Here is a 14,528-nt window from a genome sequence, read left to right on the forward strand (position 1 = left end):
GCTTACTCCTTTGTCCGTTTCTGCAGCTGTAAATCGTGTTTGCCGTAAGCTTCGATAATCTTGGCAACGACCGGATGCCGCACAACGTCTTGTGATGAAAATTGCGTAAAGGCAATGTGGCTAATCCCTTTTAGCAGTTGTTCCGCCTGTAGCAGACCGCTTTTGGCATTATTCGGCAAATCGATTTGCGTGATGTCGCCGTTGACGATCATTTTTGAGCCAAAACCGAGACGTGTTAGAAACATTTTCATTTGTGCCTGCGTTGTATTCTGCGCTTCATCGAGAATGGCAAAAGCGTTGTCGAGTGTGCGGCCGCGCATATAGGCTAACGGCGCGATTTCAATGACTCCGCGGTCCATTAACCGATCAGTGTGTTCTTTTCCCAAAACGGCGTACAACGCATCATAAACCGGGCGCAGATAAGGATCGACCTTTTCTTTGAGATCGCCCGGAAGGAAGCCCAGACTTTCCCCTGCTTCGACGGCCGGCCGCGTCAAGATAATCCGTTCCACTTGCCCAGCCTTCATCGCCGCAACGGCCATGACCACAGCTAAGAAAGTTTTCCCTGTCCCGGCAGGACCGATCCCAAAAGTAATATCGTTATGCTTGATCGCATCGACATATTGGCGTTGGCCAAAATTTTTAACTCGAATCGGTTGGCCTTTAGCGTCCCGCAGCAAGGTTTCGCTATACATGTCGGCAAAATACTCCAATGTCCCGCGTTTCGCCATGGCAACCGCACTGGCAATATCCTGCGGTGACAACTTAATGCCCTGCGACAACAACTTACTCGTTGCTTCCAGCAGCTGCAAAGTCAAACTAACCGTCTCCGGTTCACCGCTAATGCGTAATTCGTCCCCAAAAGGCGAAATACGCACGTTCAAGCCTTCTTCAATCAACGTCAAATTAGCATCATTAATGCCGACAAGGTTAATCGCCATGTCGGGATTGCTAAGTCGGAAAATTTTCTCCGAGGTTTCCTGTGCCAAATATTGGCCCCCTAACAAATATTTTAAGCGGTAAAGATGGTATTAGTTTAGCATATTTTAAGAGCGCGAGCAGGAGCGCTTAGAAATCGGAGTGTAAGTGGCCTCAGACCTAAATGGCTGGTCTTTGCCATTTAGGTCTGAGGTCCTTACACGTAGATTTCTGCGACTGTGAGCGCGTTTCCGCGCTAGAAAGCCAGAGGCTGGGCTTTGGCCATTTGTGCTTGAGGTCCTTATGCGGAGATTTCTGGGCCTGCGAACGCGTTTCTGCGCCAGAAAGCGACAGTCCCTTACACTTCGCCCATGTGCAACCTAAATGCCAACACTCGATAACGCGCGCAATCACCACAATAAAAAGCCGGTGCTAACACCGGCTTTGTCGTTAACTAAGTTTTTCTTTTACCACGCTGCTGACGAGACCGCCATCAGCTTGGCCTTTAACCTTGGGCATCAGCGTCTTCATCACCTTGCCAAAGTCTTGCTTACCTGTTGCTCCGACCTCTTTGATTGTTGCATCAACGATGTCGGCAACTTGGTCTTTGCTTAACTGGGCTGGCAGAAAACGTTCCACAACCTTGATTTCAGCTTCAGTTTCCTGTACCAGATCATCACGGCCGCCTTTTTTGAATTCCGAAACGCTTTCCTTGCGCTGCTTTAATTCAGTCGCAAGAACGCTCTTTTCTTCATCCTCGGAAAGCTCATGGCCGACTTTGATCTTTTCATTGACCAACGCTGTTTTCAACATCCGGACGACGCTCAACGTTACCTTGTCCTTGGCTAACATGCTTTGTTTCATCTGAGCATTAAGCTCATCCATTAAAGCCACTATTCACCAAGTCCTTTATTAATACTTCTTACGCTTACGCGCAGCTTCTGACTTCAGCTTGCGGCGTACGCTAGGCTTCTCGTAGAATTCACGCTTGCGGTATTCAGCGAGTGTACCAGACTTGGATACAGTACGCTTAAAGCGCCGAAGAGCGTCATCGAGAGATTCGTTTTTCTTAACAACTGTCTTAGCCATGTGATATCCCTCCCTCCGACACTTGTGTAACCACTGACGGATATCATAGCCAATAGTTCGTTTATTAGTATACAAAACTGACAACCACGCGTCAATAAGCGATTCCAGATTTTTATATAAACAACCGCTGTTATTGACAAAGATGTTGTCTTAACTAAATCTTAACGCCTTTACCGGTCACAATCAAAGATTTGCTAGCGTCTGGTAACTTGTTCTTCAACATTCACGTGCTCGTTTGAATTATGCTATGATAGCGTTATCTAAGTAGCGAGGTGGCATTATGACCCAAGAATTGAATTTATATATCATGTCAGATTCGGTTGGCGAAACGGGACTGCGACTTGCGCAGGCGGTTGCCGCACAGTTTCCGGAATTTGAAGCGCATTACGTACGATTTCCGTTTATTCATACAAAGGAAAAGATCTACAGTTCACTTGATGAAGCAAAGAAAGAAAATGCGTTGGCGATCATGACGTTTGTTACGGACGGTTTCGCCCAACTAGCAACGCATTATGCCAAAGACCAAGGCGTCATCGCGATCGATGTCATGTCGCCGATCATCAGCGGCATCAAATCAATTACGCATGAAGAACCCAACCACGTTCCAGGTGCCGTGCATGATCTCAATGAACGTTATTTTGATCGGATTTCGGCGATGGAATTTGCGGTCTTGTATGATGACGGCAAAGACCCGAAAGGCTTTTTGGAAGCAGATATTGTGTTGCTCGGCGTATCACGGACAAGCAAAACACCACTGTCCCTTTTTCTCGCCAATCGCAATCTCAAAGTCGCCAATTTGCCTTTGGTACCCAATGCCCATATTCCCGAAGAAATCTGGCAGGTCGATCCTAAAAAAATTGTCGGCTTGACCACCGATGCTTCCGTTTTAATGGAATTTCGGCGTCAGCGCATGATTCAATATGGCTTGAATCCGGACACTGCCTATTCGGCGCGTGATCAAGTTAATCAAGAATTGAAGTTTGCTGAAGATCTCTACAAAAAAATCGGCTGCATGGTGATTAACACCGCACACCGATCGATTGAAGAAACTGCAACCTTGATTTTGGAGCACATGGGCTTAGATGAATTTGAAAATACCGAAACCCATTAATCCATCAACCGGCGCAAAGCTTCCGGTTGAAAATGGCCGCTTTTGAGCCACTTGATTTCCTCCCCGTATGGCGGGACCTGATGTTTCTTATCTGGCCCGACATACGGGGTTTCGAGTATCTTGGGTAACTTTTCCAATGCGGGATGATGGGCAATTCGATTTAAAGCGTCAAACCCGATTGTTCCAAAACCGATGTTGGCATGGCGATCCTTATGGCTGCCCCGTGGATTCTTGGAATCGTTCACGTGAATGACACTCAGCCGATCCAAACCGATGACGTGATCAAATTCATTTAAAACACCGTCAAAATCATCTTTAACATCATAACCGGCGTCGTTGGTATGGCAAGTATCAAAAGTCACGCGCAACTTTTCGTTATAAGTCACCCCATCAATGATTGCGGCAAGTTCCTCAAATGAACGGCCGATTTCCGTTCCTTTCCCTGCCATGGTTTCAAGCGCGATCGTGACGTGTTGCTTAGGGTCAATAATGCGATTCAAGCCTTTCACAATTTGCTTGATGGCGGCTTCAGGACCGGCGCCCACATGCGCACCGGGATGAAATGGCATGGCATAAGCGTGTAACGCGTCCGCCCGGGCAACTTCTTCCCGCATGAATTGCACCGCAAATTCAAAGTTCTCGGGTTTCTTCGTATTGCCAAGATTAACAATATAAGGTGCGTGAATAACGGTATGACTGATGCCGTCTTTGGTCATCGCCGCCAGCCCTTCAGGAATGCGCATTTCGCTCGTTGGTTTGCGCCGCGTGTTTTGCGGCGCACCTGTATAAAACTGCAGTGTATTGGCATCATAACTAGCCGCTTCTTCAACTGCCCCTAGCAACATTTTTGTGCCTTTCATACTGACATTGGCACCGATTAACATTTAAAAAGCCCCCTATGTATGATCAACCAGCAATCGTTTCAATTGAGATTGCTGGTGATCAGAAAAAATTTCATCAAAAAACCCGGCTGTTTTCCGGGTTCATGTTAGCGCGGTTAATCCGTTTTTGGCTCGTAAAAATGGCCGAGGATTTTGACCGAGTCCGTAATTGACACAAACGCATACGGATCGCTGTGACGCATGGCCTGCTCTAGGTCATACATTTCGGCCCGGGAAATGATCGTGAACAGAATGGTTTTTTCTTCGTGATGGAAGGCCCCTTCTGCATCGTGAACAATGGTGATGCCGCGGCGTAGCGAACCTTGAATCTCCCGAACGACCTGCTTTGGCCGGGCAGTCACAATCATGACCTGCAGCCGTTGCTGGCGCGTGTATAGCGAATCCATGACCCGGCCATTGATGAAAATTGCCAACGCCGAATACAACGCATGCGGCCAATCGTTGACAAAACCGGCAAGAAAGATAATCAGCACGTTGAACATAATATTGATCGTGCCAACCGTCCGTCCGGTCCGTTTACGCAGAACGATCCCGAGAATATCGATACCGCCAGTGGAAATATTATTGCGCAAAGCAAAGCCGGTACCCAAGCCATTCACAACCGCGCCAAAGATACCACAAACGATGGGGTCTTTAGTCAGCGGTGTTAATACCCCAAGCAACCGAATCATGATCGTCGAAAAGATAACCGCCAAAAAGGTGAACACCGTAAAGCGGTGGCCGATTGCCTTCCATGCCAAAATAAAAAGTGGCACGTTCAAGAAAAATAGCAGCGTCCCAGTTGAAAATAAATCCGTTGTCGCCAGCGAAAAGAATGGCAATGCAATGTCAAAGTTGAACCATTTTCGCACCACGGTCGCCAAAAGCTGGGCCGCACCGGTAATGCCACTGGCAAAAACCCCACCCGGTTCCCAAAACATATTCAACGCAACGGCGACACAAATACTATAGAAAAATGCCGCTGATAATCGTGACCAATTTTGATGTCGGCGAATTAGCCGATCAATCTCTTCCATATCAAAAACCGCTCCCTGTCACCCATAATCATGTCGTGATCAAGTATAACAAGGGCGGTCTTTGATTGCTACCAAATCAAAAAATCGGTCGGTTTATTTATTTTGACGGGTGTCATAACGCGTTCCCTGGCGCAGAAGTCTGCGTGTAAGGACCTTGGTTGCAATGGTCAAAGCCCGACCATCACGCCCAAGGCCACTTACACTCCGACTTCTAATCGCGCCAGCTCACGCTCACATTAACGCGTTCCCTGGCGCAAAAGTCTGCGTATAAGGACCTTAGGCGCAATGGCCTAAACCCGGGCCATCACGCCTAAGGCCACTTATACTCCGACTTTTAATCGCGCCAGCTCACGCTCACTTGAATAGTTGTCGATATTGGCCGTAGCCTTCTTTCTCGAGATCGGCAACCGGGATGAAACGCAGCGCTGCGGAATTGATGCAATAGCGCAAGCCGCCTTTTGCAATTGGACCATCGTTAAAAACGTGGCCAAGGTGCGAATCAGCCTCGGGACTGCGGACTTCGACGCGTTCCATCCCAAAGCTCTGATCCCGGTGTTCGGCGAGCTTTGTAATCGGTTTGGTAAAAGATGGCCAGCCACAACCGGCATCATATTTATCTTGGGAGGAAAATAGCGGTTCGCCGCTAACAACATCTACATAGATGCCATCTTGATAAAAATCATCATACTGACCGGAAAACGGCCGTTCAGTCGCGGCTTTTTGCGTAACCGCATAAGCTTCAGGTGACAGTTGCTTCTTTAGATCGGCTTTTGACGGCCGTTTTGCTTTATCGAACATAAAAAACACCTCCGCTACAATCCATTATAGCGGTAGGCGTTTCGATTGTCAGCAATTAAATTGCATAACAACTTTAGGCGAAAGTGACGCCCCTTATTCGGTTAAGTTCTCGTCGCCTTCATGCTCTTTTTCCGGATCGACATCTGGCCGAACTTCAATACCTAAATCCTTAAGCTGTACGTCCGCAACTGGTGAAGGTGCACTGGTCATCGGTTCGCTGGCTTTGCTGTTCTTCGGGAAGGCAATGACATCGCGAATGTTGGTGCGGCCTGTGAGCAGCATGACAAACCGATCCAATCCAATCGCCAAGCCACCATGCGGCGGGAACCCGTAATCAAGCGCTGTCAGCAGGAAGCCAAAACTCTTTTGGGCACGTTCCGGAGTGAAGCCCAGCGCTTTGAGCATCTTTTCTTGAATCTTCCGGTTGTGAATACGGATGGAGCCGCCGCCTAATTCATAGCCATTCAACACAATATCGTAACTTTGGGCGTGCGCTGCATGCGGATCGGTATCAAGCAGATGAACGTCTTCCTCGTTTGGCATCGTGAATGGATGATGCGCCGGAACCCAACGTTGAATTCCTTCGTCATATTCGAACAGTGGCCAGTCAACCACCCAGCAGAAGCGGAACTGCTTGTTGTCAATCAAACCAAGATCATGGCCAAAATGGGTGCGAAGATAACCTAACGAATCAGCAACGACTTTTGCCTTATCTGCTACAAATAAAACCAGATCCCCAGCATGGGCGCCAACCGCTTGTGTCAGCGTCTTGCCGTCACCGAAGAACTTGGCAATTGGGCCGCTAATGCCGTCAGCTGTCACTTTCATCCACGCCAGACCCTTGGCACCAAAGCGTTTGATGTAATCCTGTTGGGCATCGATCATTTTTCGTGAATATTTATCGGCTCCGCCAGGCAAAACGATTGCCCGCACTTGGCCGCCATTTTGCACAGCACCCGCAAAAACTTTGAAATCAGAATCTTTGACTAAATCGGAAACATCCTGAATCTGCATGCCAAAGCGAAGATCCGGCTTATCAGAGCCATATTTATCCATTGCATCCTGCCAGGTAATCCGCTCAAATGGTAACTTGACGTCAATGCCTTTTACATCGTGCATCACCTGAGCAATTAGGCCTTCAGTAATATCTTGAATTTCTTCTGCCGTTAAGAAACTGGTTTCAAGGTCAATCTGGGTGAATTCCGGTTGGCGGTCGCCGCGCAAGTCTTCATCGCGGAAGCACCGGGCGATTTGGTAGTACCGATCAAATCCGGCCCCCATCAACAGCTGCTTAAATAATTGCGGTGATTGTGGCAAAGCATAGAAGCTACCAGGGTAAACCCGCGATGGCACCAGATAGTCCCGGGCTCCTTCAGGCGTGCTAGCAGTTAACGTCGGCGTTTCGACATCAATAAAGCCATTGTCATCTAAGTAATGGTGCACACTGCGCATGATGTGAGCGCGGGTGAAGATGTTCTTTTGCATCTCAGGCCGGCGCAAGTCAAGGTAGCGATACTTTAATTTGGTCTCTTCTGTTACGGCGACATTGTCTTCAATATAAAATGGCGGCGTTTTGGCCTTGTTCAAAATAGTGATGTCATGGACTTCAACTTCGACATCGCCGGTTTTCATTTCCGGGTTCACCGCTTGCGGCTTGCGTTGCTTGACCACCCCGTGCACTTCGATCACATACTCGGAGCGCACCGAATTGGCCACTGTCAACGCGTCTTGATCAAATTCCTCAGAAAAAACAAGTTGAACGATGCCTTCCCGGTCCCGCAAATCAATAAAAATCAAACTGCCGAGACTGCGACGTTTCTGCACCCACCCTTTTAAGGTTACTTCCTGATCAACATAATCGGTGGTCACATCACCGGCATAACAGGTTCGTTTACTCATACTACTTTGCCTCCGTTACTTGCGTATAAATTTTACCAAAATCTGCCAACACATCTGCTTGGGGAAAAGCTTGTTGCTGGCCGGTTGCCATATTTTTAATCTGGACGGTGCCGGCTGCGCGTTCGCTTTCGCCTATTGTCAAAACCAGCTTCGCATGCGCTTTGTTGGCTGCTTTAAACTGACCCTTTGCTTTGCGACCCATGTAATCCATTTCACCGGTAAAGCCTTGTTGACGCAAGGCTGTCAGCATTTGCAAGGCTTCTTGGTCAGCACCTTGGTCAATGGTAACGATGAAGGCATCCGGTTGCGCTGCTTCTTGGTCTGATTGCATCAACAGCATCAAGCGCTCAACGCCCATAGCAAAACCAATTCCGGGAGTCTCGGGACCGCCGAGTTCTTCAACCAGCCCGTTATAACGACCGCCTGCCAAGATCGTCGTGTAGCCGCCACCAAAGACTTTATCATCGGACATGACTTCAAAAATCGTGTGGTTGTAATAATCAAGTCCGCGGACCATGGTCGCATCCACATCAAAATCAATCCCCAGCCCTGTCAGCAATGTCTTCACGCGATCAAAATGCTGTTGGGCTTCCGGCGTCAGATAATCCAGAATTGAAGGCGCATTGGCAACGATTTCCTGGTCATGACGGTCTTTACTATCGAGAATGCGCAACGGATTTTTTTCTAAGCGAACTTTAGAATCTTCAGAAAGCTCATCTTTGAACGGCGTCAGGTAATCAACGAGCGCCGCATGAAATGCTTTACGCGTCGCTGGGTCGCCCAACGAATTGATGACAAACTTAAGATGTTTGGCACCTAAAGCTTCGAGTAACTGCTTGGCCAAGGCGAGCGTTTCGGCATCGAGCACCGGAGAATCACTGCCAAAAGCTTCGACCCCAATTTGATGGAACTGCCGCTGGCGGCCACTTTGCGGGCGTTCATACCGGAACATCGGTCCCATATAATAAACCTTGTAAGGCTTTGCATATTCAGGACCGTATAATTTGTTTTCGACATAGGCTCGCACGACACCGGCAGTGCCTTCAGGACGCAAGGCCATCATTCGATCGCCTTTATCTTTAAAGGTATACATTTCTTTGGTCACGATGTCGCTCGTGTCGCCAGCACTGCGCGAAAATACGTCGACATTTTCAAAAATCGGCGTGCGGATTTCACGGTATTGGTATTGGGCAAAAATTTTACGGGCAACAGCTTCTACCTGCTGCCAACGTTCACTTTGGCCAGGTAAAATATCGGCTGTGCCTTTTGGACGTTGATAATTCATGAGGGACCTCCTGTAGTCTGAGAGATGTGATGGGGTTGGGTGATCGGGTGGGTTTTAGTGGTTGGCTTCGTGAGGATGGTTTGGTTGAGGGTGTTCGCAGGAGCCTGCGTGTAAGGAGCTCAAGCCCTAAATGGTCAAACCACACGACTATGGGATTGAAACTATAGACATTGGGGGGCAATCCGGTTCCGAAACGCGCTCGCAGTCGCAGAAATCTACGTGTAAGGACCTCAAGCCTAAATGGCCAAAGCCCAGCCATTTAGGCTTGAGGCCACTTACACTCCGATTTCTAAACGCTCCTGCTCGCGCTCTAAAAAAATGCACCCCTCGATTGCTCGAAGGGTGCGGACACGGTACCACCTTGTGTTTTACTTTGCCATAACGGTGGCGTTCCGGAATTTGATCACCTCGGGAGTGTCTTTTCGATCGGTCCCGGCTTTCACCATCTCCGGGTCGCTTAAAGTTGATCTATCCTACTCCGTCACAGGTCTTAGTTATTGTTTAAAGCATACGGTTTGCAGAAAGCTTTGTCAACGGCGTTTCTATTCTTTTCTTATCGCTGACTTTTCACTTTAGCGTACGGCTTACAGACAGTTAAACCGTCTTTACCGCCTTTTTACCAGCCGATTTGCTATAATGAACTTAACGATTTTTAGAGAATGGTGAGGCTGGGTCATGAAACCTATCGGACAATTGAAAAAATGGCCATTGATCATTTTGCTGGCGGTGTTGTTTGGCGTTGGTGCCGCGACGACCAGTGTCATGGCCAATACGCAATATATGACGGTCAAGGCCGACACAGTTAACGTGAGGCTGGGGCCTGGGCTTGCTTATGGCATTATGGGTCAGGTTAAGTCGGGCAATCAGCTGACGATTATCGGTGCCAAGAATTCCTGGTACCAAGTGCGGCTTGCCGGGAATCGAATTGGTTGGGTGGCATCATGGCTGGTCGATCAAAGCGAAGCTGCCACGACCAGGGCAAAAGTTGCCACCGTCAATCAACCGGTCAATGTGCGCGAATATGCGAGCCAGGATGCCAAACAATTAGGCTCCCTTAATGCCGGCGTGAGTGTTAAGGTCGTCTATCAGGAAGGCAACTGGACGCAAATCGCATATAACAATACTGCAGCGTGGATTACCAGCAGCAGCGTCCAGCTGACCGGCCAGACAACGAACCTCGCGCAACCTGCCCAAGCAAATCTGACGCAGACCCAAAGCAATCCCTCGCTAAAAGTCACGACCAACACAACGACTAATTTACGAAATGCAGCAGGTATCAATGCGCCGGTTGTCGAAAAACTGGACAAGGGCACGGAACTGACCGTTATCAAGCAACAGGATGATTGGTATCAAGTTACCGCGCCTGATGGCAAAACCGGTTTTGTGGCTAGTTGGACAGTCAGCGCACCTAATGACGGTCAGACGCAAAAAGCCGCAACCAAGCTTTCCGAAGCGACAATTGTTCTTGATCCGGGTCACGGCGGTACCGATACCGGCGCCATTGCCAATGATGGCTCTGATTATGAAAAGACCTACACCCTGAAAACGGCAGACCTTGTCGCCAATGCTTTGCGCGCAGCCGGAGCAAACGTCATCATGACACGCACCACAGATACGTTTGTTGATCTTGCGCCGCGGCCAACCACCGCCAACAACGCACATGCAGATGCGTTCATCTCATTCCACTTTGACTCTAGCCCATCTAAAAACTCTGCATCAGGCTTCACCACCTACTACTACAGCAGTAAAAAGGATCTCGCGCTGGCCAAGTCGATTAATGGCGCGCTGACTGGCTTGCCGCTGGAGAATCGCGGCGTAGCTTTTGGTAATTATGAAGTTTTGCGTGATAACAAGCAGCCGGCCATTTTGAACGAAATGGGCTACATCAACAATGATAAAGACTTCAAACACATCAAGGATCCGACGTATCAGTCCAAAATAGCGACGGATATCGTCAATGGATTGAACGCCTACTTCAAGGCTGGCAATCACCAATAACGTTTCATTTGTTTTCGACCAACCAAAATACCCGCTAAGGCAGCTGCGGTTGCCTTAGCGGGTATTTTGGTTGCAACTATTTACTTACGGAACAAAGGCGGAATTTCTTCCAAAGTATTCACCTTAAAGTCCGCTTGCGGTGCGGCATTTAACCCATCGACATTGAAGTAAATGGTTTTGACTCCTGCGTTGACGCCAGCATCAATGTCCAGAGAACGGTCACCGATCATGGCGGTAACTGCCGGGTTCAGCTGAAACCGGTCAAGCAGATACTGAATCGCATCCGGTGCCGGTTTGCGCGGTAAGTTCAGATCGGAATCCACACCACCGAGAAACAAGGTATCCGCATGATCATTCGCTAAGATTTGCCATGCGCTGTGATCGCGATGCGTTAACAACAGATTGTTCCCACCTTGGTCCTTGATTGCCTGCAACACTGGCAGCGCCGCCGGGTAAGGATGAATGTCATGAAGGTAAGCACGAGCACGGTGATGGTAGTCAGCCTCTAATTCATCCACTGAGCGCCCTACTTTGCCACCGAAATCGGTTAGAAACTTTTTGATCGAAGTCTTTTTGACTAGGCGGTACAAAGCATCCGGTTCAATTTGTCCGCCATTATCCAATACGAGGCTTCTGAGGGCTTTCATCATGCCGGGATAGGAATCATACAGCGTGCCGTCAAAATCCCAAATAGCATTAACCAGCATTACTTCGCCTCCGTATCAAACAGAATGGTGACTGGACCGTCGTTAGTGAGACTCACCTGCATATTGCCACCGAACTCACCGGTCGCCACCGTGACCCCCAGTTGCCGTAGTTTGGCATTGAAGGCTTGGTACAGTTGCTCACCTAAAGCCGGATCAGCCGCATTGGTAAAACTCGGCCGATTGCCACGGCGGGTATCGGCATATAACGTGAATTGGGAAATCGACAAAATCTGACCACCGACATCTGCTAAGGCCAAGTTCATTTTGCCGGCACCATCACTAAATACCCTCAATTTACTGATTTTTTCCGCCAGATAGTCACTATCGGCTTGGGTATCGTTCGGACCGACACCTAATAACACGACAAAACCGTGGTCGATGGCTCCGACTGTCTTCCCCTCAATGGTCACTTGGGCGGCAAGACTGCGTTGTACAACTGCGCGCATAAATGTCTCTCCTTTTCTCGTTCACTTTCATTTGAAACCTGAGCTGTCTCGCTGTGGCCGAAAAAGCAGCAGGAACAAACATCTCAGTCTAAGCTGGTGATGTTGCTCGACTGCTGCCTTCGATCAACCATTGGCCCGTTTAACTTCATAAATATCCGGGACATTTTTAACTGCGTCCATCAACTTGTCCAAGTGAGCAAGGTTACGGACCCCGACCGTAACATGAATGTCAGCCATTTTGTCATGGTCGACTCGGCCATTGATATTATTCAAGGCTTTGGTTTGGGCGTTGAGAACCTGCAGAACATCACTCAGCAATCCGCTGCGATTGTATCCGTAAATTTCGAGATCTGTGTTGAAGAGCTGCTTTTGATCCTCTTCATTCTCCCAGCGAACCTCAATCAGCCGGCCGGACATTTCTTTGGAATTTTGAACGTTGGGGCAATCAGCACGATGAACAGTCACACCGCGGCCTTTGGTGACATACCCGACAATCGCATCGCCAGGAACAGGCATGCAGCACTTGGCCAGATGAACCAGCAGATTATCGACGCCTTCAATCACCACGCCATCTTCGGAATGGGTTTGTGGCTGGTGGCGTTCGCTGGAAACTGTCGTCACTTTTTGATTTTTCGACAAGATCGCGGCTTCTTTAGCTTTACGATCTTTTTCAGCCTTCTCGTGGCGATACTTCTCGGTCAGCCGATTGGCAATGACTTTCGGCGTATATTCACCATAGCCGATCGAACTCATCAGTTCATCTTCGGTTTGAAAATTCAGCCGCTGCATGAGCCCGGACAGGTTTTCCTTGGTTAGGAACTCTTTAGGCGTATACCCTTCCTCTTGCAGCTCGTGTTCCAGCATATCACGGCCTTTTTCGGCATTTTCGCTTTTATCGGCTTGCTTAAAATAGCGCTTGATCTTGTTGCGGGCACGGGAGGTATAAACAATCTTGATCCAATCACGACTCGGAGCGCTGCCACTGGCCGTCAGCATTTCGACAATATCGCCGTTTTTGAGCACATAATTCAGCGGTACGATTTTGCCGTTGACCTTTGCCCCGACTGTATGATTACCGACTTCAGTGTGAATGAGATAGCCAAAATCAAGTGGATTACTCCCCTTAGGAAGCTCATAGACGTCACCCTTGGGCGTAAATACATAAACCCGATCGGTAAAAATATCGCCTTTGACACTTTCCATGAAATCAGCCGCATCGCTACTTTCATCCTGCAGTTCGAGGATTTCACGGAAAATATCCAGTTTCTTACCAGCCTTGTCATACTGAACTTTACTGGTCTGACCTTCTTTGTAAGCCCAGTGTGCCGCAACACCATATTCAGCCACATGATGCATTTCTTCGGTGCGAATCTGTACTTCTAGCGGTTTGCCCATGGGCCCGATGACCGTTGTATGAATACTTTGATACAGATTGGCTTTTGGCATTGCGATATAATCTTTAAATCGCCCTGGCATTGGCTTCCATTTGGTGTGGATGGCACCCAAAACCGCGTAACAGTCTTTAATCGTTTCGGTAATCACCCGAATGGCTAGCAGGTCATAGAGCTCGTCAAACTGCTTGTGTTTGTCGCGCATTTTTTTGTAAATGGAATAAATATGCTTGGGACGACCATAGATTTCGTATTTGATATGCAAGTCAGCCAATGCTTTTTTGATTTCTTCAATGGCTTCTTGGATATAAGCTTCGCGTTCGGTTCGCTTGCTGTTCATCAAGTGGGCAATCCGATAGTACTGTTGCGGGTTTAGATAGCGCAACGACAAATCTTCGAGCTCCCACTTGATGGTGCTGATCCCCAAACGGTCAGCTAAAGGCGCATAAATCTCCAATGTTTCATTGGCAATCCGCCGCTGCTTGTCCGGGCGTAAGTGTTGGAGTGTCCGCATATTGTGCAGACGGTCAGCCAATTTGACCATGATGACCCGCAAGTCCTTGGCCATTGCCAACAACATCTTCCGGTGGTTCTCGGCGAGTTCATCTTTATGCGCGACATACGTGACTTTGCTCAGTTTGGTGACGCCATCAACAATAACCGCAACATCGTGCCCAAATACTTCTTCAATGTCACCTAACGTAATGTTGGTATCTTCGACGACATCATGTAAATAGCCGGAAGCCACTGTCTCCGGATCCATTTTTAATTCGGCAAGAATCCCGGCTACCTGAATGGGATGGATAATGTAAGGCTCACCGGACTTGCGAACCTGGTCTTTATGGACGTATGCAGCAAATTTATAGGCCTTTTCGACGAATGCCAAATGTTCAGGATTCATATAAGCTTTGCACAACTTCATGACATCCGGTTGGGTAAGTTCAACTTCTTCGGCCATTCCAATTCCT

13 protein-coding genes and 1 pseudogene are annotated in these 14,528 nt (G+C 48.5%); 3 read left to right on the forward strand and 11 right to left on the reverse strand.

Annotated features, from left to right (window positions below):
• Nucleotides 1-2: 2 nt before the first annotated feature.
• The 3 genes from LHUE1_RS12835 to rpsU form a co-directional block, all read right to left on the reverse strand.
• A complete protein-coding gene (locus LHUE1_RS12835) occupies nucleotides 3-989 on the reverse strand; it encodes a PhoH family protein (protein ID WP_010488201.1) in 987 nt (328 codons plus the stop codon).
• Nucleotides 990-1,368: 379 nt separating this feature from the next.
• Nucleotides 1,369-1,803: a GatB/YqeY domain-containing protein gene (locus LHUE1_RS12840; RefSeq protein WP_191978411.1), complete on the reverse strand. Its 435-nt coding sequence runs from the start codon at nucleotides 1,801-1,803 to the stop codon at nucleotides 1,369-1,371.
• Between the two features lie 27 nt (nucleotides 1,804-1,830).
• Complete coding sequence (gene rpsU, locus LHUE1_RS12845; protein WP_005687665.1) at nucleotides 1,831-2,007, reverse strand: 30S ribosomal protein S21; 177 nt, start codon at nucleotides 2,005-2,007, stop codon at nucleotides 1,831-1,833.
• Between the two features lie 280 nt (nucleotides 2,008-2,287).
• Between rpsU and LHUE1_RS12850 the strand changes: the two genes are divergently transcribed.
• Entirely contained in the window at nucleotides 2,288-3,118 is an 831-nt protein-coding gene (locus LHUE1_RS12850; protein ID WP_049171399.1) for a pyruvate, water dikinase regulatory protein, read from the forward strand.
• Here the strand turns inward: LHUE1_RS12850 and LHUE1_RS12855 are convergent.
• Complete coding sequence (locus LHUE1_RS12855) at nucleotides 3,115-4,002, reverse strand: deoxyribonuclease IV (RefSeq protein ID WP_049171396.1); 888 nt, start codon at nucleotides 4,000-4,002, stop codon at nucleotides 3,115-3,117. The genes LHUE1_RS12850 and LHUE1_RS12855 overlap by 4 nt on opposite strands.
• Before the next feature lie 113 nt (nucleotides 4,003-4,115).
• The gene (locus LHUE1_RS12860) at nucleotides 4,116-5,036 is read right to left on the reverse strand and encodes a YitT family protein (protein ID WP_010488175.1); all 921 of its coding nucleotides are present in this window, start codon (nucleotides 5,034-5,036) and stop codon (nucleotides 4,116-4,118) included.
• A gap of 163 nt (nucleotides 5,037-5,199) precedes the next feature.
• On the opposite strand from LHUE1_RS12860, the pseudogene LHUE1_RS14405 reads away from it, so the two are divergent.
• Nucleotides 5,200-5,271: pseudogene (locus LHUE1_RS14405) on the forward strand (Asp23/Gls24 family envelope stress response protein); the annotation flags it as partial.
• A 119-nt stretch (nucleotides 5,272-5,390) separates the two neighbouring features.
• On the opposite strand, the gene msrB reads toward LHUE1_RS14405, so the two are convergent.
• The 3 genes from msrB to hisS form a co-directional block, all read right to left on the reverse strand.
• Entirely contained in the window at nucleotides 5,391-5,834 is a 444-nt protein-coding gene (msrB, locus tag LHUE1_RS12865) for a peptide-methionine (R)-S-oxide reductase MsrB (RefSeq protein ID WP_047106212.1), read from the reverse strand.
• A 93-nt stretch (nucleotides 5,835-5,927) separates the two neighbouring features.
• Nucleotides 5,928-7,733, reverse strand: coding sequence for an aspartate--tRNA ligase (gene aspS / locus LHUE1_RS12870; protein ID WP_049171393.1), 1,806 nt, complete (start codon nucleotides 7,731-7,733; stop codon nucleotides 5,928-5,930).
• Between the two features lies 1 nt (nucleotide 7,734).
• Nucleotides 7,735-9,018, reverse strand: a complete 1,284-nt coding sequence (hisS, locus tag LHUE1_RS12875; RefSeq protein WP_049171389.1) for a histidine--tRNA ligase — start codon at nucleotides 9,016-9,018, stop codon at nucleotides 7,735-7,737.
• Between the two features lie 675 nt (nucleotides 9,019-9,693).
• Here hisS and LHUE1_RS12880 point away from each other — a divergent pair.
• Nucleotides 9,694-11,016 carry an N-acetylmuramoyl-L-alanine amidase gene (locus tag LHUE1_RS12880; protein WP_010488169.1) on the forward strand — a complete coding sequence of 441 codons (1,323 nt, stop codon included), beginning with the start codon at nucleotides 9,694-9,696 and terminating at the stop codon, nucleotides 11,014-11,016.
• An 80-nt stretch (nucleotides 11,017-11,096) separates the two neighbouring features.
• Here the strand turns inward: LHUE1_RS12880 and LHUE1_RS12885 are convergent, their stop codons facing one another.
• The 3 genes from LHUE1_RS12885 to LHUE1_RS12895 form a co-directional block, all read right to left on the reverse strand.
• On the reverse strand, nucleotides 11,097-11,723 hold the full coding sequence (locus LHUE1_RS12885) for an HAD hydrolase-like protein (RefSeq protein ID WP_277848133.1): 627 nt from the start codon (nucleotides 11,721-11,723) through the stop codon (nucleotides 11,097-11,099).
• The gene (gene dtd, locus LHUE1_RS12890; protein WP_049171383.1) at nucleotides 11,723-12,169 is read right to left on the reverse strand and encodes a D-aminoacyl-tRNA deacylase; all 447 of its coding nucleotides are present in this window, start codon (nucleotides 12,167-12,169) and stop codon (nucleotides 11,723-11,725) included. Before dtd ends, LHUE1_RS12885 begins: the two co-directional genes overlap by 1 nt.
• Nucleotides 12,170-12,292: 123 nt before the next feature.
• A complete protein-coding gene (locus LHUE1_RS12895; RefSeq protein WP_047106218.1) occupies nucleotides 12,293-14,518 on the reverse strand; it encodes a RelA/SpoT family protein in 2,226 nt (741 codons plus the stop codon).
• Nucleotides 14,519-14,528 lie beyond the last annotated feature (10 nt).

It is taken from the genome of Lacticaseibacillus huelsenbergensis, assembly GCF_029726355.1.
In the GTDB taxonomy this organism is placed as follows: Bacteria; Bacillota; Bacilli; order Lactobacillales; family Lactobacillaceae; genus Lacticaseibacillus; species Lacticaseibacillus casei.